The 25687-nt window shown below is 32.7% G+C and carries 15 protein-coding genes; 11 read left to right on the forward strand and 4 right to left on the reverse strand.

Features of this window, described 5'->3' with window-relative positions; genetic code table 11:
* Positions 1 to 190 precede the first annotated feature (190 nt).
* The 3 genes from Arg41_RS05495 to Arg41_RS05505 all read left to right on the forward strand — a co-directional run bounded on the left by Arg41_RS05495 (position 191) and on the right by Arg41_RS05505 (position 7908).
* Positions 191 to 2689 (forward strand): hypothetical protein, encoded by a 2499-nt coding sequence (locus Arg41_RS05495; protein WP_092343488.1) that lies wholly within the window; start codon positions 191 to 193, stop codon positions 2687 to 2689.
* Positions 2690 to 3043: 354 nt separating this feature from the next.
* On the forward strand, positions 3044 to 5140 hold the full coding sequence (locus Arg41_RS05500; protein ID WP_092490571.1) for a hypothetical protein: 2097 nt from the start codon (positions 3044 to 3046) through the stop codon (positions 5138 to 5140).
* 311 nt (positions 5141 to 5451) lie between these two features.
* Positions 5452 to 7908 (forward strand): hypothetical protein, encoded by a 2457-nt coding sequence (locus Arg41_RS05505; RefSeq protein WP_092343486.1) that lies wholly within the window; start codon positions 5452 to 5454, stop codon positions 7906 to 7908.
* A gap of 211 nt (positions 7909 to 8119) precedes the next feature.
* On the opposite strand, the gene Arg41_RS05510 is transcribed toward Arg41_RS05505, so the two are convergent.
* Positions 8120 to 9271, reverse strand: a complete 1152-nt coding sequence (locus Arg41_RS05510) for a hypothetical protein (protein ID WP_092490572.1) — start codon at positions 9269 to 9271, stop codon at positions 8120 to 8122.
* A 249-nt stretch (positions 9272 to 9520) separates the two neighbouring features.
* Here Arg41_RS05510 and Arg41_RS07945 point away from each other — a divergent pair, with 249 nt between their 5' ends.
* Positions 9521 to 9679: a hypothetical protein gene (locus Arg41_RS07945; protein ID WP_157722290.1), complete on the forward strand. Its 159-nt coding sequence runs from the start codon at positions 9521 to 9523 to the stop codon at positions 9677 to 9679.
* 416 nt (positions 9680 to 10095) lie between these two features.
* Here Arg41_RS07945 and Arg41_RS05520 read toward each other — a convergent pair whose 3' ends face one another.
* A complete protein-coding gene (locus Arg41_RS05520) occupies positions 10096 to 11412 on the reverse strand; it encodes a hypothetical protein (RefSeq protein WP_092343483.1) in 1317 nt (438 codons plus the stop codon).
* A 513-nt stretch (positions 11413 to 11925) separates the two neighbouring features.
* Between Arg41_RS05520 and Arg41_RS05525 the strand changes: the two genes are divergently transcribed.
* The 6 genes from Arg41_RS05525 (at position 11926) to Arg41_RS05550 (ending at position 20676) form a co-directional block, all read left to right on the forward strand.
* On the forward strand, positions 11926 to 13215 hold the full coding sequence (locus tag Arg41_RS05525; RefSeq protein WP_092343482.1) for a hypothetical protein: 1290 nt from the start codon (positions 11926 to 11928) through the stop codon (positions 13213 to 13215).
* Between the two features lie 48 nt (positions 13216 to 13263).
* Positions 13264 to 14505 (forward strand): hypothetical protein, encoded by a 1242-nt coding sequence (locus Arg41_RS05530; RefSeq protein ID WP_092343481.1) that lies wholly within the window; start codon positions 13264 to 13266, stop codon positions 14503 to 14505.
* A gap of 382 nt (positions 14506 to 14887) precedes the next feature.
* Positions 14888 to 16087 carry a hypothetical protein gene (locus tag Arg41_RS05535; RefSeq protein ID WP_092343480.1) on the forward strand — a complete coding sequence of 400 codons (1200 nt, stop codon included), beginning with the start codon at positions 14888 to 14890 and terminating at the stop codon, positions 16085 to 16087.
* Between the two features lie 410 nt (positions 16088 to 16497).
* Entirely contained in the window at positions 16498 to 17700 is a 1203-nt protein-coding gene (locus Arg41_RS05540) for a hypothetical protein (RefSeq protein WP_092343479.1), read from the forward strand.
* A 287-nt stretch (positions 17701 to 17987) separates the two neighbouring features.
* Positions 17988 to 19193, forward strand: a complete 1206-nt coding sequence (locus Arg41_RS05545) for a hypothetical protein (RefSeq protein WP_092343478.1) — start codon at positions 17988 to 17990, stop codon at positions 19191 to 19193.
* A 277-nt stretch (positions 19194 to 19470) separates the two neighbouring features.
* Positions 19471 to 20676 (forward strand): hypothetical protein, encoded by a 1206-nt coding sequence (locus Arg41_RS05550; RefSeq protein ID WP_092490574.1) that lies wholly within the window; start codon positions 19471 to 19473, stop codon positions 20674 to 20676.
* Between the two features lie 228 nt (positions 20677 to 20904).
* On the opposite strand, the gene Arg41_RS05555 is transcribed toward Arg41_RS05550, so the two are convergent.
* Positions 20905 to 22113, reverse strand: coding sequence for a hypothetical protein (locus Arg41_RS05555; RefSeq protein WP_092343476.1), 1209 nt, complete (start codon positions 22111 to 22113; stop codon positions 20905 to 20907).
* Between the two features lie 590 nt (positions 22114 to 22703).
* Here Arg41_RS05555 and Arg41_RS05560 point away from each other — a divergent pair.
* The gene (locus tag Arg41_RS05560; RefSeq protein ID WP_092343475.1) at positions 22704 to 23921 is read left to right on the forward strand and encodes a hypothetical protein; all 1218 of its coding nucleotides are present in this window, start codon (positions 22704 to 22706) and stop codon (positions 23919 to 23921) included.
* A gap of 122 nt (positions 23922 to 24043) precedes the next feature.
* Here Arg41_RS05560 and Arg41_RS05565 read toward each other — a convergent pair whose 3' ends face one another.
* A complete protein-coding gene (locus tag Arg41_RS05565; protein ID WP_092343474.1) occupies positions 24044 to 25291 on the reverse strand; it encodes a hypothetical protein in 1248 nt (415 codons plus the stop codon).
* Positions 25292 to 25687: the final 396 nt, after the last annotated feature.

The following is a 25687-nucleotide window of genomic DNA, read 5'->3' on the forward strand; positions in this document are numbered from 1 at the left end:
TATAAATTAAATATTAATAATTAGTTAATTGTCGCACAATTATATAAAAAATTACTTCCCTGATATGATAAAAACAACTACAATCGCGACGATTTGATTTTCATTTATAAAGTACTGGTAAATGATACATGTAATTTTTACTGTCACATAAAATGCACTTGCTATTTGTAGTTTAGTTGGAGCATGAAAAATGAGAAATGTAAGCAACAGCAATTTTAGTGATGAACCAGTCTTAGCTGAAGAAGATATAAATTACCAACCAGAACAACCTTGTTGCTCCGGTGAGCATAGCTTGCAAAATTTACATAAATCTGAATCTACTGATAGCATATCCAGCATATCCGATCTTATGCAATCTTCATCTCTGGATAGTGGAATATCTAGTTTTATGCAAATAGACTGTAGCTTTGTTGACGTAGATTCCAACATTATTTCTAATCTTATTCATAGTATCCATAGTAGAAATTTACCTCTGTATATGTCTTCGGTACATCTTTTCCTAGAATCATGTATCCATAAATCTTTACGATACCTACGTTTGTTTAAAGTTGAGCCTCTAACTTCTAGTGAAAAAATAGACCTTGATCCAAGCCCTAATAGAGATAAATATATTGTTAGCAACGAAGAAGAATATGGTCAGCTGCAATATATGTGTGACTATCTCAAATATTATATGTTAGAAAATTGTACAGAAGTTTTTCCTCCGATGAACGAATTTACCATTAATTGTATAGAGGAAAATAATTTAGTTGAAATAATTAATTCAATCAAAGATAAAACAAATGCTAATAAATGCCATGGGCACGCAGCAAAATACGGGCCTACAGTTGAAGTTCCAACTCTAGGAACAGATTATAGGATATTATATACCAGGAATGGACATTCACTTAGATTATCAATTGAAGAATTAATTCAGAGCAACATTAACGATCCGAATAAAAAACTTACGGATAAAAATCTTATATCTAAATTTATATTTCCAAGATCAAATCCAGAATCAGAAAAAAAATCAACCAGAGCCAATAATAGCATCACGCCTAAAAAAATGAAAGCATCTGCTAACAGCTATATTGCCACTAATGACTGGTATGTTAACAGTTTTATTGAATATCACTTAGTTCTTAATGAAAGATTTGAACAAATATCAAACTGTAAAAAATTAATTGCTAATTCCACTGCAGACATGGAAAGTATTATTAAAAATAAGGAAGAACTGAGAAAACATGATCTTAAAGCCAGGGATAACCTCATTAGAAATTTTATGCAGTATTACCTATCGGTTAGAAACAAATTTAAGTACATCTGTCAATCTAGGTTTAAAACAGAACCAGAACTTATAACTAAAGAATTTGAACTTCCTCTTCCAAAAGAATATTCGTTGTTAGAAATAAAATCAATATCAAACAATCATCGTCGTAAGATAACCGCCGATATGGAAGTTATTAGAAACCGTATGAGCAAATATCTATCTAAACGTAGGCACAAAGAAAGCGTAGGGTTTTATAGAGAAGAAACTGGAATACTTATTAGGGACAGCTATAAAATCTATACAGTAAGATTTAGAAACATGGAAAATGTGTCCGTTTCAGACTTTATTTTTAGTAAAATTAAATCAGATAAAAAAGCAAAAATAGGGAAAGGCTTTCTTACACGAAAATATGATGGTATTACTAATAGTACTGATAAAACACCGCATAGATCATTTAATTTCATATCTGGCATAAATATATCACCAGGAATCACAAACGTAGACCCTGAATTAATAAGTCATGAAGATGTTATTAATATCATTTTAAGCCTAGAAAATAAAAATGTATCTAAATATCTAAATGCGATGAATAATTTCACAGCAAAATTTATGTGTAAATCGTTGCAATATGTTCGTGCACTTAAAGTAGATTTATATGACTACGATGACACTTACTTAATTGATACAAGCAGGGATGAATATATTGTTCAAAGCGAAGGCATATATACAAAATTGCAATACATGTGTGACTATTTTAAATATTATGTCTTGAAAAGTCAGTTGGAATCTTTTGCATATAAAAGAATGAATATTGAAGAAGAAACTTTTCCTTTGCTAACAACAACTAATGATGAGGAAGAAAAGCCTAAATTACGGATTGGAATTAAGGTAGAAGAAGTTACATCACCGATTGATGATGAATATGAAATACTAGTGAAATCTATAAAAGAAGAATATTTAGATTTAAAAGAAAATAGGAAAAAATTAATTGCTGAAATTAATGAACATAAAACCAAAATTAGATTAGTGCTTAGGTCACTAGACCACTCAATTAGAGATGAATTAATTATGTGCCTAATGGGATACTACCTATCAATTGCAGATAAATTTGAATCTATGGCTAACTCAGAATTTAAAAACATAAGTAGACCTCTAAATGAAAGAGTAGTATTGCCAATTCCCAAATCAATTGCAGAGGTTGTACATGAAGAAATACACACTGGGCAAGAATTACGTAATTATTACATGACTCATAGAAGTAATTTATTTTGTGAGGGAGATACTTGTTTATGTACTAAATTCAGGATACACGACATCTCTACGACAATAAGGATGCACATCCTAGAAAAAGTCATAGATAGAATGAAAGAATACCTATTATCCCTAACCATCAAAGACAATGGAGAAATTATACATAACAGCATACAATTATTGTTTTAGTAAAAAGGAAACGAAGGGGGAAATTTTGATTGTATTACTTTACTCTAATAATTTCAGAGTAGAATGAAAAATAAAACACATGATAAAATATACGTAATCGATAAATAGGGACTCACAGTTGAAATTTTAGCAATAGTGACAAGTATTACAGCACTGCTCGGCAGATAAAAAATTCAAACATTGTTATTATAATAACCGATCAATTGTATAAAAAATTACTTCCCTGGTATCATAAAAACAACTACCATCGTGGCGATTTGATTTTCATTTATAAACCGCCGATAAATGATGAATATAATTTTTACTTTCACACAAATTTCACTTGCTATTTGTAGTTTAGTTGGATCATGAAAAATGAGAAATGTCAGCAACAGCAATTTTAGTGATGAAATAGTATCAGATGAAGAAGATATAAATTACCAACCAGAACAACCTTATTGCTCTAGTAATTATAGCTTGCAAAGTTTACATAAATCTGAATCTATTGATAGCATGTCAAGCATGTCCGATTTCATGCAATCTTCATCTATGGATAGTAGCATATCTGATCTTACGCAACCAGAACAACCTTGTTGCTCCGGTGATTACAGCTCGCAAAATTTACATAAATCTGAATTTATTGATAGCAATAGCACGTCCAGCATGTCCGATTTTGTGCAATCTTCATCTCTAAGTAGTAGAATATCTTATCTTAAGCAAATAGACTGTAGCTTTGTTGATGTAGATCCCAACATTATTTATAATCTTATTTATAGTATCCATAGTAAAAATTTACCTCTGTATATGTCTTCGGTACATCTCTTCCTAGAATCATGTATCCATAAATCTTTACGATACCTACGTTTGTTTAAAGTTGAGCCTCTAACTTCTAGTGAAAAAATAGACCTTGATCCAAGCCCTAATAGAGATAAATATATTGTTAGCAACGAAGGAGAATATGGTCTGCTACAATATATGTGTGACTATTTTAAATATTATATGTTAGAAAATTGTATAGAAGTTGTGTCACCAACGAACGAATTTACTTTTAGTTGTATAGAGGAAAATGATTACGTTAAAATAATTAATTCAATCAAAGATAAAACAAATGTTAACAAATGTTATGGACATGCAGCAAAATACGGACCTACAGTTGAAGTTCCAACTTTAGGAACAGATTATAGGATATTATATACTAGGAATGGACATTCACTTAAATTATCAATTGTTATTAGAAACCGTATGAGCAACTATCTATCGAAACGTAGGCACAAAAAAAGCGTAGGGATTTATAGAGAAGAAACTGGAATACTTATTAGGGACAGCTACAAAATATACACAGTAAGATTTAAAAACATGGGAAACGTATCCGCCTCAGACTCTATTTTACGCAATATTAGCTCAGATGAAAAAGAAAAAATAGGCAAGGATATTATTACACATAAATCTGACGGTAATAGTACTTATAAAATACCGCATAGATCGTTTAATTTCATATCTGGCATCAATATATCCCCAGGAATCACAAACGTAGACCCTGAATTAGTAAGTCATGGAGATGTTGCTGATATTATTTTAAGCCTAGAAAACAAAGATGTATCTAAGTATTTGGCTGCAATGAATAGTTTCACAGCAAAATTTATGTGTAAATCATTGCAATACATTCGTGCACTTAAAGTAGATTTACATAACTACGATGACAGTTACCTAATTAACCCAAACACAGATGAATATATTGCTCAAAGCAGAGGTATATATACGAAATTGCATTATATATGTGACTATTTTAAATATTATGTCTTAGGAAGTCATTTAGAGTTTTTCGCATATGATGATGTAAATGTTGAAGAAAAAATCTCACCTCTACTAACTTCCATTGATACTAAAAAAGTAAAACTTGAGCTACAAACTGGAATTAAGGCCGAAGAAGTTTCAGTAGCAATTGATGATGAATATGAGATACTAATTGAGTCTGTAAGAAAAGAATGTTTAGATTTAAAAGAAAATAGGAAAAAATTAATTACTGAAATTAATGACCATAAAACCAAAATTAGATCATTAATTAGGCCACTAGATTTATCAATCAGAGACGAATTAATTAAATGCTTAATGGAATACTACCTATCAATTGTAGATAAATTTGAATCTATGGCTGAAGAAGAATTTAAAAATATAAGTAGACCTATAAATGAAAGACTAGTATTACCAGTCCCCCAAGCCATTGCAGAAGTCGCACATAGAGAAATACACACCGGGCAAACGTTGTATAATTATTATGTTAGGTGTAGGAGTAATTTCTTTTGTGAGGGAAACACTTGCTTATGTACTAGATCTCGGCTTTGCGATACCTCTACAGTAATAAGGATACACATACTGGAAAAAGTCATATATCGAATGAAAGAGTATCTATTATCCCTAACCATCAAAGAAAATGGGGAAATTATACATAACAGCACGCAACTATTTTGGTAAAACAGAAGGAAGATAAAACTTTTAATTATCTTGCTTTAATTTCATAAAATATGTTACTGATAGTTAATTTTACAATTATCAAAAATCATCACGACGACAAAGTATTATAAAACGGAAAATATATAATGAAACATATGAGATCGATACATGGAAACTAAAAGTTGAAGTTTTATCGGTAGTCACAAATATTATAAAATAAATCTGTCCCAGTAAATACATAGTAGTGTAAACAAGCTTAACTATGATTTAATTATGTTATCAGAATTGAGGAAGTTAGCTCTCTACATGCAATTACTTGCCGGAAAGTAAAAATGAAAAATATAAGTAATAGAATTTTAAATGACTCACTTGAACCATCTGGATCTAGTGCCGGTGGTTCACAAAATTCACCTAAATTTACATCGCCCCATCACATATCAAATCTTATGCAAATAGACTGTAGTTTTGCAGACATAGATGCTTCTCTTGCTTTTACCATCATTTCTAGCATTAGTAATAGAAATGAATCTCAGTACAAACATGCTATGCATATATTTCTAGAAAATTGCATGCATAAATCTTTGCAATATCTACGTTTGTTTAAAGTAGACCCCCTAACATCTAGTGAAAAAATAGATCTTGACCCTAGTCCAAATGAAGATGCGTACATTATTAATAATAAAGGTGAGTACGATCGTTTGCAATATATGTGCGATTATTGTAAATATTTCATGCTAGGAAATTGTGAAAAAGTTGTATCACCAATGGATGAATTCACTGTTGCTTATGTAGATGAAAATAATTTCGCCGAAAAATTTAACATAATAAAAAAAAGGACTGATGCCACTAAGTGTAATAAGACCTCAGCAGAATACGTACCAATCAATGTTTCCTCTGGAATAACTGATCATAGGATATTGTATTCCAGAAAGGGATATCACCTTAAATTATTGATTGAAGAAATGATGAGCAACTGCATAAATTATGATAAAAAGCAACTTACAAATGCAACTCTTGTTGCTAAATTTACAACATCAGAATCAGAAAAAAAATTGATTAATAGCAATAAAATAATTAAAAAGATAAAAATGTCCAGTAATACTTATATTTTCAATAATGATTTTTATACAAATAGTTTTATGAAATACCATCTATTACTCAATGATAAATTTGAGCAAACGGCTGATGCCAAAAAATCAATTATCACCAATAACGCAAGCATGAATCGTATTATTAAAAATAAGGAAGAACTCAGGAATAATGCACTTAAAATTAGAGATACACTCATTATGAATTTTATGAGATATTACCTTTCGCTTAAAGACAAATTTGATCACATATATAAGTCTAGATTTAAATCTGAATCAGAAATTATATCTGAAGAATTGGAACTTCCAGTACCCAAGGAGTTTCCATCACTAGCACAAAAAGTACTATCTGATAATCATCGCCGTAAGATAAATGCCGATATAGAAATTGTTAAAAACCGTATGAGTAATTATCTATCAAAACCCAAACACATAAACAATGTACCACTCTACAAAGAAAACAGATTATTCATCAAGAACGGCGGCAAAGGATATGTTGTAGACCTAGGAAACAAAAAAAACATCACTACTTCAGATGTAACTATACGTAGCACTACGTTAAATAAAATATATAACACAGGCGGAGATGCAAGTAGTAGTTCTTTACAAGAACCCTATGCTAGCACTTCAGTTACCAGTAACATACTGCCAAGGTCATTTCACTTTATATCTGGTCTAAGTATATCCTCCGGTATAACACAAATAAACCCTGAATTGGTGGATAGCGAATCCATTGCCAACATTATCTGCAGTCTCAATAACAAGAATGTATCTAAGTACCTGGATGCTATTAGTGCTTTTACAGCAAAATTTATGCATAAATCTTTGCAATACGTCCGTGCACTTAAAGTAGCTCTACCCAGTTACGGTACAGTTTACCGTATTACTCCAACCACAGATGAGTATATTATTCAAAACAATAGCATATATACACGCTTGCAGTACATGTGCGACTATTTTAAGTATTATATCTTGGAAAGTCAGTTGGAATACTTGGCATATAAATACAAGGAAGATGATATTGAAAAAGAATTTTTACCACTCCTAAACGCCATTAATGCCGAAAAAGGAAAAGCTGAACTACAAATTAGTGCCGATTTTACTGAAGAAGAATTTTCATCATTACCTATTGGTGAATATGAAGAATTAATAAGCTCTATTAAAAAAGAGTGCTTAAATTTAATAGAAAATCGGAAAGCACTAATTGCGGAAATTGAAAAAAACAAGACCGAAATAAGATTATTGATTAGGCCACTAGATTATTCAAATAGAGATATGTTAATTAAACACTTAATGGAATATTATTTATTAATAATAGATGAGTTTGAGTCATTAGCCGATCTGGAGTTCAAAAATCAAACCAGATCTCTAACGGATAGGTTTGTACTGCCAGTACCAAGAGCAGTTGCAGAGTCAGTACGTAAAGAAATTAATATGGATGAAAGAATTATTGATTATTTTACCAGGCATAGATCTGACTTTTTTTGCGATAGGAATACCTGCATATGTAGGAATGAATGTATACGCAATAGTGGTCATGTCTATAATATCCATATGATAATACGCGTGAAAATTATGGAGACAGTTATAGATCGCATGAAAGATTACATATTGTCACTAGACATTAAAAACGACGGTACACATAACAACGTAACGAGAAGACAACACCATTTTGAGGAAATGGCTACTTCTAGTAGATGAAAATGACTATAGTAGTAGTCATTTATTGACATATATGAATGCTTAAAGCGCAATCACACTTACTAACAATAGGGACACCATCTAAACCTCGCAGCAACTAATTGTATCTTAAAGATCCAGAGACCACCAAGATATTAAAAAATTTTCTAGTAAAGCTATATTACGATAAGTTTCTCCACAATCACCTACGCATCCCTTTAACCTGACTAAATTAGTGTTTGTTATAACCATCTTTATCAATTCCATGTGCGTTAAATCCGTTATCATCATATTTGGTCCCATTCATATGAACTTTACTTTTATTAAATCCATTTTTGTTATATCCCTCCTCATCATATGCATACCTAGGTTCAAGGCGGCCAAATTCGTCTGATCTATATCCGTTATGGTCATATCCATCTTCATCATATCTTGATCCATCTCTATAATATCCAAATGCATTAAATCCATATTCATTAAATCCATCTCTACCAAATCCATGGTGATCAAATCCATGATAATCGTACATGGACCCGTTTCTATGTAATCCGTTTCTATCAAATCCACCTTTATCAAATCCATTTTCATCAAGATGAAAGCCGGTTCTATGAATTCCATCTATATTGAATCCACTTTCATCATATCCAGATTCATCATACTTATCTTTTATATTATTTCCATATTTATCATTTCCGTATTTATCATATCCATATTTATTATAAATCAACCCATTTTTATGGAATCCCCTACCATCAAATCCGTTTTTATCGTGACCACTTCTATCGTATCCATCTATATCATACCCATCCTCATCGTATTCTATGAAGATCCTACTAAAGGCCGCTGATAAAATTCCTCCCCCGCTGCAAGCCCTTTTCCCGCCCTTATTAGCAGTAGTAGAAAAAACATCGGAATCATCTTCAGAATTAGACGAACACTCACCTTCATAGGTTCTTTTTTTAGCCCGAGTTGTAACATCAATAGTAGCAGCAGAAAAAACTTCAGCGTCAGGGATACAAACACCTTTACAAGCTCTTTTTTTAAGACTTAACGTGCAATCATCATCAGAATCAGAAGATGATAATAATTCATTTTTTTGGTAGACCCTTTTTTTACTCCTTTTACTCCTATGTGTCCCATAAAAAGGAATAGATTCCCCAGATGGAGGAAAAACAAATTTATTTGCAGATTGATTAGACAAAGACATAAACGAGGTCATTCCAGGAGATGCATCCAAAATTGCTCCAGATTCACTAGATCTAGGAACAATCGCAGAGTCAGAAGATTCATCCAAAATCACCCCAGCGAGTACCCCGGCGTCTTCAGATTCGCTAGATCCAGGAGCACTCGCGGAAACAAAAATCGATCTCTCATTTACAGACATATATCAATTAGAATGAATGCAAAGATTAAAAAGATGGAATTGGCAAACCTTAAGGTTAGAGATCCTCCAATTAGGCATGGCATGAAGAATTATTTGCCGCTGAAATATAATTTTCAACATTTGATTATTAGAATTTAGAGAAAAATCTAAGATTATGGCCAAAGAATTAGAACTTCCAATACCTGAATCAACAAAAAGACACATTCAGAGTAATTACAATTGCAAAAACCATACCACCATTAATATGTTATGTATATACCATCTGGAATGAAGGAAGTAAATACTGAATTAGTATATAGCACTTTCTTTTTCCATGTTATTCGTAGTATTGAAAATAACAATTTATCTAAGCATTTGTCTTCTATCGATACATTAAAAGAAAAATCAATGTCTAAGTATCTGCAGTAGCACGAATAATTTTCAAATCAGTACTAACACTTAGATTTGATAATCATATCATTATATTCATTGAACTGATATGTCCCCTTCTCCAAATAAAAGTAGGTAGATTAATCATGAACAACATATGAGATCAAGATATGCACATAAACCTGTGTGTGGACCATATAATTATATACCGATCGTTATCGTTACTGGATACAAATCATGTTGTACCCTATGAACCGAAAGGTGGTATTTCATATCAACGCTTTTAGTATACAGTTGTAATTACTTTAAATACTATATGCATTACGAAAAATATTCACCACTTCTGGACACCGTTTAGATATGCTATCGGGAATTAAAATTTTTCTACATCCACACAACCACACAAAATTTAGGGTTCATTGGATGCACTAACAAATGAACTTGCATGACTCTTTCTAAACCGTATTTAATGACAAAATATAAATCTTCATACGATTTACAACATCATTCATAACGTGCATGCGTATCATACGTACTCGTCTAAAGATAAAAAAATCCATATCACTGCCAATTACAGGAAAGTTATTGCTTCTGCTTCTAATACTAGAAGGACACAGACAACGATTGCCATCACAAAAAAAATGGTCCACCTTACTATAATGATAGTTAGAAGTCCTTATTCCTGTTTCTATTTCTTCATGCACCACTTCAGCAACTTCTCTAGGAACTGGGAGTACAATTTTTTCAGCTAGAATATCATCTCTGTATTTAAACTTTAATTCAGCCATAGATTCAAATTTATCCACAATTGATAAGTAATATTCCATCAAAGATTTAATTAATGCATCCCTAGTTGAATTATCCAAATATTCTATTTTTAATGACTTTATATTGGCAACACGAAGTGATCCCCTCTTTTCTTTTATTAAGTTCAAACATTCCTCTTTAATCGAGATGACTAGTTCATTATAGTCACTATTACCTTGTGCCGACAATACAACTTCTTTTGCTGTAAATTCACTAACAACTGGTAGCTCATTTTTCTTTTCTTTGTCTATAGCATTAAGCAGAAGAAGAGATGGACATTTTTCCTCATATCTCGTACTACTTATACTACACAACAAGCATTCTAATTGCCCCTCCAATACATAGTATTTAAAGTAATCACACATGTATTGCAATCTTCCATATGTTAGCTCATAAACTTCATCAGTTGGTCCAGAAAGCACCTGATCACCATCAATATGCAAATCAGCATTGTAATCAGAAGGTCCAACTACAAATTCACGAACATACCGTGAACGCAGATGATGGCCGTAATCAATATACGAATCTTCATTCGGAGAAGTAGGAACACCACTGGGGTGATGATCAAATCTAAGTGCGCGCACATACTGCAAAGATCTAGACATAAAACTTGCCGTAAACCTATCCATAGAAGATAGATACTCGGATAAACTATTATATTCAATACTATGAATGATATCAGCAACGGAAGAACTATCTACTAAGTCGGGATCTATCTGCGTCAAACCAGACGATATATTGATACCACATACGCAGTGAAATGACCTGCAAGGTATAACTGGATTACTAATAACACTATCTTCAGAACATAGTTGACCAATACTGCCTATAGATTCATCTGTCACTTCATGTTCATTGCTTAACGGGACACTATTAACTAATACCATAGTTCTAAATTCCATAGAGTTTTCATCTAGCCGATACTGCATTATTTTAGAATGAGCGCTAACACCTTCTTCTCTCATTTTAAGCTAAGGTAATTTTCCGCATCGGCATTCAATAAAGGAAAAGGAAATATAAAAAATACATTATATGTATAAATTCCGAGACAACTATGATCAAATACGCAAAAAATTATTACAGCTGGTATTACTCATAGTCATACACAAAGCCACACCTAATGAACATCACGATCACCCAGATACATCCAGCACTATTCAATAAAAAAATAAAAATAAGTTATACAAAACACATAAATTATACAAAACACATCTCATAGAATGATAAACCATAGCATAATAAATAGTTTAGTAATTTGCAGTACACTACAATGTGTGGCGTAAAATATTATTTAACAACTACTAATAATTTATTTACTTGTCAAATAAAAAAAGAAGCCACATATTGTCATATATTTTTATCAAATTTAGGATATAAGGTGTATTGCCAAAAGTTAATATAATATTATCATTAGGTAGGGATTGTATTGTTAGCCGTAAATTGAATTGTATGAATGTTTGTAAAATGGGGCAATGAAGATGATTAGCAATATTCGCGGTAGTAATAACTATACATCAGGCAGAGATGCTGTCGATTCTGAACCTGGACCTTCTTGCTCCAGAACTTCGGATTCGTGCAAATCGCCTAGGAGTGTGTCTTTAAATAGTGTATCCAATCTAATGCAGATAGATTGTAGCTTTGTGGATGTAGATTCTTCTGTGATTTCTAATATTCTCTCCAGTATCCATGCTAAGGATGCAATCCTGTATAAGTCTACTGTACATATTTTCCTAGAAGAGTGCATGTCTAAATCTCTGAAGTATTTACGTATGCTTAAGGTTGAACCTCTAACTTCTAAAGAAAAAATAGATCTCGATCCAACTCCAGAAAAAGACGGATATATTGTTAGCTCTACAGGAAAGTATGAGAGATTGCAATATATGTGCGACTATTTTAAATATTACGTATTGGGAAATGATGCGGAAGTAGCAGATTCATTGGAGGAGAATGTCAGCAGTTGTATTGAAGAAAAAGATTGCGCCGAAAGAATAGAGCTAATTAATAAACTGTTGTACAGGGATGAAAGGGTGTGTCCTAATAGGGACCATGTGTCTTTGTATGGTCCTGAGGTAGACGTTCCAATTATGGGTACTGACAAGAGAATATTGTATGCTAGAAATGGGTATTCGCGTAGATTGACGCTTAAAAGATTAATGGAAAGTAATGATTCTGGGAGCCCCAGACCCCTTACAGATGCTAGCCTCATATCTAAGTTTACTCCTGTTGTATTACCTAAAAAACCAATAAAGAATGATAGTAATATTAAGAAGATGAAAGCGTCTAATAATATTTTAATTGCAAATAGTACTAGCTACGCTGCAGATTTTATGGATCATCACTTCTCTCTTATGGATAAATTTAAAGAAACAGATGAAGCCAAAAAGATAATTAGGATGAATGCAAAAATTAAAGAGATGGAATTAGCAAGAAGTGCTGATCTTAAGGCTAGGGATTCGTTAATTAACCATTTTATGGAATATTATTTGTCGCTAAGAGATAAGTTTGAACGCATAGCCAGAGTTGCATTTAGAGAAAAAGCTACGATTATAGCCGATGAATTCGAGCTTCCGATACCTATAGCACAAAGAGAAGTTCAGGCTAGCTCTAGTTGCAAAACTGATAAAGATATGGAAGTTGTGAGAACTCGCATGGTAAGCTACTTATCAAAAATTAAATATATTAAAAACAACATTATTATCAGTTGCCGCGGAAAATCATTCCTTGTACCCTTGAAGGATGCAGGGAAAGACAAGGATTCTGCTGAATAAGAACATATATGTAACTAAATGTAAAAAACATATGCGGGATCACAAGACATGGCATCGGTTGATAGTAGCCCCTTAAATGAAACACATGAAGTAGCAGATAGACTCACAGGGTGCATTGAGCAGGTGTATACAGGAAATAGCACTGTTGGTGATACATATAAACCTTGCAGGTCATTTAACTGTGCATCTGGCATCAATATATCATCAGACATAACACAAATAGATCCTGAATTGGTAGATAGTGATTCCATTGCAGATATTGTTCTCAGCCTTGAGAATAATAATTTATCTAAGTATTTGTCTTCTATAGATTCTTTCACGGCAAGATTTATGTCTAAATCTTTACGGTATGTACGCGCACTTAGATTTGAGCCTCATTACCCTGTTATGCATTGGCCTGCTATGTATACCACTCCTAATGAAGATGGATATATTGACTATGGGAGAAATATTCGCTCAAGATATGTGGATGAGCTTGTAACTGGACCATCAGATTATAATGCCGATTACGGTCATGATATTACGGGATCAAATCGTTTGATCTATGAACCAACCGATGATATCCGTAAACTATATGGACGGTTGCAATATATGTGCGATTACTTTAAATATTATATATTAGAAGGCCAATTTGACTGCCTATTATGTAATATAGATTATGATGAAAAACATTCACCTCTACTGGATAAAGTTAATGAAAAAATAAATAATGATTCACCAATTGGTGTTGAATTTGAAGTAGAAGAAGTTGCGCTACCAGCACAAGCTAATACTGGCTATGAAAAATTGGTCGTGTCCATTAGAAATGAGTGTTTGGAACTAATGAAAGAAAAGAGAAAATTAATCCATGACCAAGTCACAAACTTAAAGTTATTAAAAATAAGATATTTGGATAATTCAACCAGGGATATGTTAATTATGTATTTAATGGAGTATTACTTATTAATTACGGATAAATTTGAGTCAATGGCTGAATCAAACTTTAAGTACAGAGATGAAATTCTATCTGAAAAAATTATACTGCCAATTCCAAGGGAAATTGCAGAGCTAATACATGAAGAAATAGAAACAGGGAGACCGACTTCCGATTATAGTGATAAGGAAGATGACTTTTTTTGTGATGGACATAGGTGTCTATGTATTTCTAGTTTTAAAAACAAACACACCCCAGGAATTAACCGGGAAGCTAGTATTTTTAGCCTTAAAATATTAAGACACAGCGTTATAGAAAGGGTTGCAGATCGCATGAAGTGTTACCTTTTATCCTTAAATGAAGAAAATATAATCTAAGCCTACATATACTGGGTTACAAAGAAAAATAAAAAGAAAACTAATAATTATATCCTACAGAAATATCAAATAAGCAGATACACCCGTTGGAGTAAAATAGTAAGCACGCATACAAAAACAAAAGTTGTAAATTATTCAGCTGTAGATGCAACTTTATCATTAAGTTAAAATTAATGTTCCATAAAAAATATATAACAATAATACCTAGTTGCAATATAAACTCAATTTAATGCTTTAATAATCTAATCATTATAATTACAATCCCCCCATAGAAAAATTCCTTGTAACCACCAATGATGAAGAAGAAAATACAAGAGATGGAAAGTTTTATGAAATACAACTGCAACTGAATGAAAAATATCTATCTACAGGATCAATGCACATGGATTCAGCTAGGAGTATCACCTTAAACGAAAAGTACCAAGTAAAAGATAAAACTTACGAAGACATTGTACAAGTAAGTTCTGAAGGCAGTAACATAATTGGAAGTGATATAACTTGCAGATCGACCCACTACGTATCTGGCATCAGCATATCTTCAGGTATAACACAAATAGACCCAGAATTAGTGGATAGTGATTCTGTTGCTGATATCGTTCATAGCATTGAAAACAGTAGATTATCTAAGTACTTGTGCTCAATGGACAAGTTCACAGCAAACTTTATGACGAAATCTTTGCAATATGTACGTTCATTTAGATTAGATCCTTATTATAGCTTTAGCACAAACCCAACTGGCGATGCATATCTGGACTATGGACAACATCAACGCTCGAGTTATGTACGTGAATTCGTGGTTAATCCATCTGACTACAATGCTGATATAAATGTAGTAAGAAATCATGTGCTTTCTGAACCAATTGATGAAATTTATGAAAAGTATGGAAGACTGCAGTACATTTGTGATTACTTTAAGTACTACATATTAGAGAATCAATTCGAATGCCTACCTCATTCTAAAAAATATGAGGCAAAATCACTGCCGATATTAAGTGCCATAAAGGCAGAAACAAAAAAAGATATACGGGTCAATTTTGAATTCGCAACAGAAGAGGTTGTAATCGATAATGTATATGAAAGTAACTATGACAGCTTTATCGCATCCATAGAAAGTGAATCTCAGGATTTCATGAGAAAAAACATATCATCTGCTCACGTAAATAATATAAAATTATTAAAAATAAGGTATTTGGATAGTTTAAATAGAGACACATTGATTAAATGTTTAATGGAATATTACTTACTAATTATGGATAAATTTGAATCGATGGCTGACTTGAAGTTTAAATACAGAGATGATATTACTGGAGAAAAAGTTGTACTTCCAGTACCAAGGGAAGTTGCAGAACTAGTAAATGAAGAAATAGGAACAGGAAGAACAACTTACAATTATAATATTAACAAGCCAGAAAACTTTTTTTGTGATGGTAATCGCTGCCTGTGTCCTTCTAATTTTAGAAATAAGCATGCTCCAGAAATTGACCCTAATGTAGCTATTTCTAGCTTGAAAAGTATACGTAGTCACGTTATGGATGAAGTTGTAAATCGCATGAAGCTTTACATCCTGTCCCTGAACAGATAAAAATTGAAATAATTACAGGTGTACCACAAATGTGCAGATGTCTAAAAACTAGATATCACATATTTATCTGGTTTATGATGATATTTTGCCGTTGAAAATAATAAATACTTGATTTAGAAATTTTTGTATTTTATTTGTATAAATTTTAATAAACACAAATTTTTTCATAAAATTATTAACTAGTTACATATCTACATGCCTATTACAATTTGGTCCTTTGGTTAAGAACATCTGGGGCAATAATACTTAATTGCAATATAGCCTCTATTCATGATATTTATACAATTAATTTCCTATGAATAAAATTCCTTGTAACAGATGAAGAAGGAGGAGGAAGTAAAAATAATAAAAATTTTTATGAAATACAAACGCAAATAAGTGACTAATATTTATCTATAGGATTACTAAACATGAAACCAACTTGTAGTATAACCTCAAATGAAAAATATCTAGTAGAAGCTAATAATTGTGCAGATATCACACAAATAGTCAACAATGATAGTAGCGTTATTGACCGTGGAATGGCTTGTAGGTCATTTCACTGCATATCTGGTATTAATATATCGTCAAGCATGACTCAGATAGACCCTGAATTAGTAGATAGCGCCTCTGTTGCTGATATTGCTCATAGCATAGAGAACAGTGATTTATCCAAATATTTATCTTCTATAGATAAATTTACGGCTAAGTTTATGTCTAAATCCTTGCAGTATGTACGCGCATTTAGATTTGATCCTCATTCTAGTGGCATTGGATCCTCTCCTGCTGAAGATTCATATATTAACTATGGTCAACATTTGCGCTCAAGATATGTGCGTGAATTTGTAGTTAACTCAGACGATTACAATGCCGACATACATGTTGTAAGAAATAATATGCTTTCTGAAGCAAACGATGGTGTTTATGAACAATATGGGAGATTACAGTACATGTGTGATTACTTTAAATACTATATATTAGAGAGTCAATTCGAGTGCTTACCATATAGTAAGGATAGATATGAGGAAAAATTTCCACCTCTACTCAGTGCCATTGACAAAAAAATGAAAAACACAATACAGGTTAATACTGAATTTTCAGCAAAAAAAGTTGCAATATCAGTACAAAGTAATAGTGACTATGAAAACCTAGTCATGTCGATTAAAAATGAATGTTTGGGCTTAGTAAAAGAAAAGGGGACATTACTTCAAATTGCCAACATAAAGTCATTAAAAATAAGATATTTAGATAATTCAACTAGAGATAAGATAATCAAATCTTTGATGGAGTATTACTTACTAATTACAGATAGATTTGAATCGATGGCTGACCTAAAATTTAAATACAGAGAAGCACTAGCTGAAAAAATTGTACTCCCAGTTCCCAGAGAAGTTGCAGAGGTAGTGCATGAAGAAATAGAAACAGAAAGACCAACTTCCAGTTATCACGATAGCAAGGAAGAACATTTTTTTTGTGATGGTAATCGATGCCTATGTGTTTCTAATTTTGGCAGCAAATACTCTCCATGGATTACTAAGAATATAGAATTTTTTAGACTAGAACTAATACGCAAACACGTTATGGAGGATGTTGTAAATCGTATGAAAAGATACATCCTATCATTAAACCAATAAAATAGGATATAAACTGAACCTACCATAATAGAAAAATAACCGCTATCATATTTAAAGTTGATATACGTTTGTCAGACGAAGAATACTAAATATAAATACTTGACTTGTATTGTCATAATATAAATATAACACTTTTCTCGGTATAAACGCCCAATGAACTAACCTATATATTAGATTCCACAAGATAAAATTACTTGCAAGTAATGAGGAAGAGACAATAAGTATTAAGCTATAATGACACTATGATTAAATGCAAAGTGTGTATCTCTATATAGGATTGAAAAGATATGGAATCAGTTCACGGTATCACCTCAAATAAAAAACATGAAGCAGCGGATGAACATTCCTACGGTATTACACAAATCATCACTGACAGTAAAGTCATTGGTGAAAGTGATATGCCTTGTAGAACATTTCACTGTATATCTGGCATTAATATATCATCTGGCATTACGCAGATAGACCCTATGTTAGTAGACAGTGCTTCTGTTGCTGACATAGTTCATAGCATTGAAAACAATAGTTTATCTGGATATATTGCTTCGATGGATAATTTTACAGCAAAATTTATGTCTAAATCGTTACAGTATGTGCGCGCATTTAGGTTTGAGCCTAATCCCATTGGAGTTGGTCCTCTTCCTTCTGCTGATGCGTATATTGGCCACGGTAGGAATTGGCGTTCAAGACATGCACATGAGTTTGTGCTGGGTCCGTCTAATCACAATGCTAATATAAGAATGGATCTTCCTAATACACCTTCCGAATCAACTGATGACATTGATATCAATATACTATACGGAAGATTACAATACATGTGTGATTACTTTAAATACTATGTATTGGAGGACCAATTCGAATGTCTACCCTATGTCACAAAGCGTGAAAAAAAATCTCCATCTCTACTTAGTAACATTGATAAAGAAATAGAAAATAAACAACCGATTAGTGTTAAATTTCCTTCAGAAGAAGTCTCACTGGCAATACAAGATGGAAGTGACTATGAAAAATTTATCACATCCATTAGAAAGGAATGTTGTGATCTAATTATAAGAAAAGAACCTGCCATTGAAGCAAAAAACATAAAATCGTTAAAAATTAGCTATTTGGATAATTCAACTAAGGACACACTAATTAAATCTTTAATGGAATATTACTTGTTAATCACGGAAAAATTTGAATCTATGGCTGACCTAAAGTTTAAATACGGAGATAAACATTTAGATGGTAGAATCGTACTTCCAGTTCCTAGAGAAGTTGCTGAGGTAGTACATGAAGAAATAGAAACAAGAAGAACAACTTCTAATTATCATGATAGCAAGGTAGAACATTTTTTCTGTGATGGCAACAGGTGCTTGTGTATTTCTAGTTCTGGCACTAATAATAATCCAAAAACTGATAGGCGCACTGGTTTCGCGTTGAGACTAATACGTAGGTTCATCCTGGAGGATATTGTAAATCGCATGAAACGCTACATCTCGTCCTTAAACACATAAAAATATCATGTAAACTGAGCATGCATTATCTAGTTAATAGAAGAAAGAGAAGTAGCAATTTCCATACAAATAAACTGTATGTCATAAAAAAGTCATTCACCATGAATAACTATATTGTTTTAATGAAGACATCTCATTCATTACGTTGTAAGCGTTCTGATATCATTCTTTTATACTTAGGTACCGAGAGGGAAAATTACTTGTAAGTAATGGATAAATGATAAAGATGACGATATCATTAAATATATGGTGTTTGTATCTATAGGATTGAGGAAACATGAACTCACTTAGTACGATAAAATCAAATGAAAAACATGAAGTAGTGCATAACCAGCACAAAAGCATTGCACAAATAATCACTGATGACATTATAATTAACGATAGTAGTATGCCTTGCAGGTCATTTCATTGCGTGTCTGGCATCAATATATCATCCGGTATTATGCAGATAGACCCTGAATTAGTAGACAGTGCTTCCATTGCCGATATCGTTCATAGCATTGAGAGCAATAATTTGTCTAAGTATTTATCTTCGATGGATAATTTCACAGCAAAATTTATGTCTAAATCTTTACAGTATGTGCGCGCGTTTAGATTTGAGCCTCATTATAATTGTATGGGCCCTTCTCCAGCAGAGGATTCATATATTGACTATGGTGAACATATGCGCTCAAGGTATGTGCATGAGTTTGTAGAGGGGCCGTCTGATTACAACGCTGATGAACAAATATTGTCTTATGACATACTTTCCGAGACAACCGACGATATCAATAAATTATATGGAAGATTACAGTACATGTGTGATTACTTTAAATACTATGTACTGGAGAGTCAATTCGAGTGCTTACCTCATATTACAAAGTATCAGGAAAAATCATCACTGCTACTGAAAACCATAGAAAAAGAAAAAAAAAGCAAACAACATATTAGTATTGAATTTCCCCTGGAAGTGGTTTGTTTACCTGTACAAAAAGATAGAGATGAATATAAAAACTTGATCACATCCATTAAAAATGAATGTTTGGATTTAATGAGGACAAGAGGGACATCTACTCATGTAAAAAACATAAAGTTATTAAAAGTAAGATACTTAGATAATTCAACTAGGGACGCATTAATTAAATCTTTAATGGAATATTACTTGTTGATCATAGATAAATTTGAATCAATGGCTGACTTGAATTTTAAGTACAGAGATGAGCATCTAGCGGAAAAAGTTATACTTCCAGTTCCTAGAGAAGTTGCGGAAGTGGTACATGAAGAAATAGAAACAGGAATAACAACTTCAAATTATAATGATGTCAAAACAAAACATTTTTTTTGTGATTTAAATCGATGCCTATGTCTTTCTAGTTTTGGAGGCAGCTATGACCCCAAAACTGATCATAACATGGGTATTTTTACGTTGGGTCTAATACGCAAGTATGTTATGGAGAGTGTTGTGAGTCGTATGAAACGGCACATCTTATCATTAAACATGTAATACACAATCACAGATGCTTTGCCATAAAAAAATCTGTGCCATCCATGTATAGAAAGAGAACGCAGCAAAAAATTACGCAGTAGCAAATTATTTTAATTGACTGTTATCTATTAATTTAAGCTACTGTAGTTTTATCTGCGTTATTCAAGCGCTGGAAATTAAAATTTTTTCTAAATCTATCATAAAATGTAAATATTGTTTTTGCTCATACTAGTAAATAGTTTACGATTAATTATCTGCATCTAAGGACAAGATATAACGTTTCATACGATTTACAACCTCTTCCATGACGTACTTGCGTATTAAACTCAAAGTAAAAATACTCATATTATGGTCGATTCCAATAACGGATCGGCTTTCTGAATTAGAAAGACATACGCATCGATTTAAATCACAAAAAAAATGATCTACCTTGCTATCATGATAACTAGAGGTTGGCCTTCCTGTTTCTATTTCTTCATGTACCACTTCCGCAACTTCCCTGGGAACTGGGAGCACATTTTTCTCAGACAGGAATTCATCTCTGTATTTAAAATTCAAGTCAGCCATTGATTCAAATTTATCAGTAATTAATAAGTAATACTCCATTAAAGATTTAATTAAAACATCTCTAGCTGAGCTATCTAAATAGCTAATTTTCAATGATTTTATTTTTTTTACTCTAACCAAGGGCCACTTTTTTTTCATTAAAACCCGACACTCATTTCTAATTGATGTGATCAACTCGTCGTAGTTACTTCTACATCGTGCTTCTGGCACAACTTCTTCTGAGACAAATCCAATATCGATTGGCAGCTCACCTTTCATCCCTTCATTAATGGTACTAAACACCGGCATGTAAGTTTCTTCACACTTTGTAGTCCCCGAAGGTAGGAATCCAAATTGACTTTCTAATATGTAGTACTTAAAGTAATCACACATATATTGCAATCTTCCGTATAACCCATAAACTTCATCAGTTGACTCATAAAGTATACCCTGAGGGTCAATATGCTCATCAGCATTGTAATCAGACGGTCCCACCACAAACTCATCCACATATCTTCGCAAATGTTGACCGTAATCAATATACGCATCTCCAGGTGGAAGAGGTCCAATACCATTAGGATAAGGATCAAATCTAAATGCGCGCACATATTGTAAAGATTTAGACATAAATTTTGCTGTAAAATTATCCATTGAAGACAAATAGTTAGACAAATTGTTCTCCTCAATGCTACAAATAATATCAGCAATAGAAACACTATCTACTAATTCAGGGTCTATTTGCACTGCACTGGATAATATACTGATACCGCGCACGCAGTAAAATGATCTACAGGAGGCAGTACTATCACTAATTGTGCTGCTATCAGTAACTACTTGCGAAATACCGTTAGGACGTTCATCCTCTAATTCATGTTTTTCATTTGGGGTACTATTATTAACCGAATCCATTTTTCCCACATCCTATAGATATAAACACTTGGCATATAATCGCAACTACTCACTAGGATAGCCATTATGCCCTTCTTTATTTATGGCAACAAGAAATTTTTCCTCGCAACACCTAGGCTAATTACGTAGACAATTAAGCAAACATCATAACTGAAATGATAAAATCATTGAAAATTTAATAATTTTAAATTACAAATACTAAAAAGGCACTACCACCAAGAAATACCAAGTTAATGCTAATAAAAAAACATTTCATGATAGACGCATCACCTTATCAGCGCATAATCATCTAAGCAAATAGTTTTTATCATGGCATTCATGACATGATAATTGAATTCTTAAGCTGCAACTACAACCTTATATTTTTAAACAAAAAGTGATGTTACATAAATATCTGGAACAATAACATCTACATTCAATACAAGCACTATTCAATGCTTTTATCGTCCTAATCATAATGTTTGTGCATATCATTAGATATCACGCCGAAAAATTCCTTGTAACCTTAAATGATGAAGAAGATGATTATAGTATTCTGCGGCGCAGATGTGAATAAATACATGGCACCTATCTCTACAGGATTGAGAAAAATGGATTCGATTCGTAATAGCACATCAAATGAAAAACGCGAAGTAGATGATAATAATCAAGACGTTGTCATACAAATTAATACTGATGTAGGAATTATTGGTGGAAGTAAAGACCCTTGTAGAGCATTTCACTGCGTGCGCGGTATCAATGTATCATTGGGTACAACACAAGTAGATCCCGAACTAGCAGATAGTGCTTCTATTGCCGATATTGTTCATAGCATTGAAGATAATAATTTGTCCAAATATTTGTCTTCAATGAATGATTTTACAGCGAAATTTATGTATAAATCTTTACAGTACGTTCGTGCACTTAGATTTTATCCTCACCATGATGGTATTGGCCCTCTTCCAGCCGGAGATGCGTATATTGATTACGGTCAATATTTGCGATCGAGATATGTTAATGAGTTTGTTGCGGGACCATCCGATCACAATGCTTATGAACATATTGCTCATCACTCACTTTCTGAGCCAACAGATGATATTCGTAAGTTATATGGAAGATTGCAGTACATGTGCGACTACTTTAAATACTACGTATTAGAGAGTCAATTCGAATGCCTGCCCTTTATTACTAAAAAGCATGAAGAAGAATACACACCTCTACTGAATGCCATTAGTGAAGAAAGAAAAAATGAACAACCAATTAATGTTGGGTTTGATGTAGAAGAAGTTTCCTTAACAGCAAAAAATATAAGTAACTATGAAAAATTGATTATATACGTTGGCAATGAGTGTTTAGATATTGTGAAAAGAAAGATACCTTCGCTTCGCGTAAAAGATGTAAAGTCATTAAAAATAGAGTATTTAGAGAGCTCAAATAGGGATACATTAATTAAATCATTAATGGAATATTACTTATTAATTACAGATAAATTTGAATCAATTGCTGACTTGAATTTTGAATACAGAGATAAATTCCTATCTGAGAAAAATGTGCTCCCAGTTCCTAGGGAAGTTGCGGAAGTGGTACATGAAGAAATAGAAACAGGAAGGCCAACCTCTAATTATCACGCTAGCAAGGTAGATCATTTTTTCTGTGATGACAAGCGATGCATGTGTCTTTCTACTAATTCAGAAAGCCGATATGTTACCGGAATTGACCATAATATGAGTACTTTTACCTTAAGTTTAATACGCAAACACGTCATGGAAGAGGTTGTAAATCGTATGAAACGTTACATCATGTCCTTAAACACGGAAAGCATAACGTAGTAAAGCAGGTTATTTAAATTAATTATGCATTCGTTAATTTAATCTACTAGAAAGCAAACACTGCCTATCATCACAAAAAACACCCCGACTTTATGTCATGAATACTAATTTATAAAAATATATCATTCAGAATGCTCTGCCTCCTTTTTATTTCTTATGTTTACTATGTAAGACTTAGACTGCACTTGAACAAGAACATTATCTTCAACGTATTTAGAATTTAGCAAATAATCCTTCATTCTGTTTGCAACAATAGGCATAACATTTTCCCGCACATGATCAATTCTACTTTTTATTGGGTCTGACATACTTAAACTGGAGGAGCTAAGTTTTCCATTGCAAAAAAACTTATCACCTTTTTCAGAAGCATACCTACGTACACCAAATTCATCTGATATTTTTTCTCGCACTAACTCTGAAATATCACCAGGCACTGGTAGATCAAACTCCTCATTTATAAGATCAGTTTTTCCTACAAATCTAGAATCAGATATAAATCTAAGTTGATCTTTAACCAATAAATAATACTCCATAAAATTTTTAATCAACATATCCCGGGTAAAAATTTCAGTATTTCTTATCCCCACTTCCCTCTCAAGTAATGAATTTTTCATAATTGATTCTTTAGTAGATACAAGATTTAAACTTTCTCTCGCTATAGAAGAGATCAGATCCAACTCATCGCTGCTACTAGCAAGATTTTCCTTATCAAGGCATGATAAATTATCACCTGTATGAAATCGATCCCCTCTTTCTTCTTCTACTACCAATGCAACACCTTCTGAAGTAACTCTGATAATTTTAGTGCTATTGTCTGTATTATCTAGAAGGGCTGGCAATGGCTCAATTACTTCTACTTCCATGTCATCTGTTGCTTCTTCACTTTCTTCAAATCCTTCTAATTGAGACTCTAAAAAATAATATTTAAAATAATCACACATATACTGCAAACATTCATATGCTGCCTCTGGTTCAGCACCCTCTCTATAATCACAAAACCCCACATCAATAAACAGGTATCTATCTTTATTTGGTAATGGATCATAGTTAATACCATCATTAAGACGACAAGGAGGGATAGTAATTGAACGCACATAACGCAGAGATTCAGCCATACACCTTCCCAGGAACACACCTACAGAAGATCTATACTTAGGCGCATCATTATTATCAATGCTATGCTTAATATCAGAAACGAGATCCCAATCCAACCCTACCAGACTGAAATCAATTTTCATAAAATCAAATTCAGATTCCGGTGCATCTTCAAGTAGGCAAGCATTGCCACCCAAAAGATCACCACTAGTTCCTGCCTCTTCATCATTTGATGCACTTCCTGAAGCACTGCAATGAATACCAGAACAATCCATGTTTTATTCCCCTACCCCTATGAAATGAAGACAACAACTCCCCATCCTATTTTGCACTGAACAGTACTTAGTACTTACTATAAATTATCTAACAAACCGTATACCAATATTCTTAAATATTTTCAAGACAACACAAATGTGCACAGTTGCCTGTCTAGGGCACCCGTAGCGTCAATCCACCCAAGATGACAAGTATATTTAGCATAACACCGATTAATAAAGCAACTGCAAACATATAGCAGCAGGTAATTTTTTGCTTTGACAAACATTTTATTTGTCATGTGTGTTCAAATTTATTCAATAAAATAGTTAGTACATCCTTAAATTAAAGTTAACATGTTAACAAACAATAATATTTGTAGTTTTTGCTATACAACGATCCCTGCCAATTAAATT

Source organism: Candidatus Ichthyocystis hellenicum (assembly GCF_001460935.1).
In the GTDB taxonomy this organism is placed as follows: Bacteria; Pseudomonadota; Gammaproteobacteria; order Burkholderiales; family 2013Ark19i; genus Ichthyocystis; species Ichthyocystis hellenicum.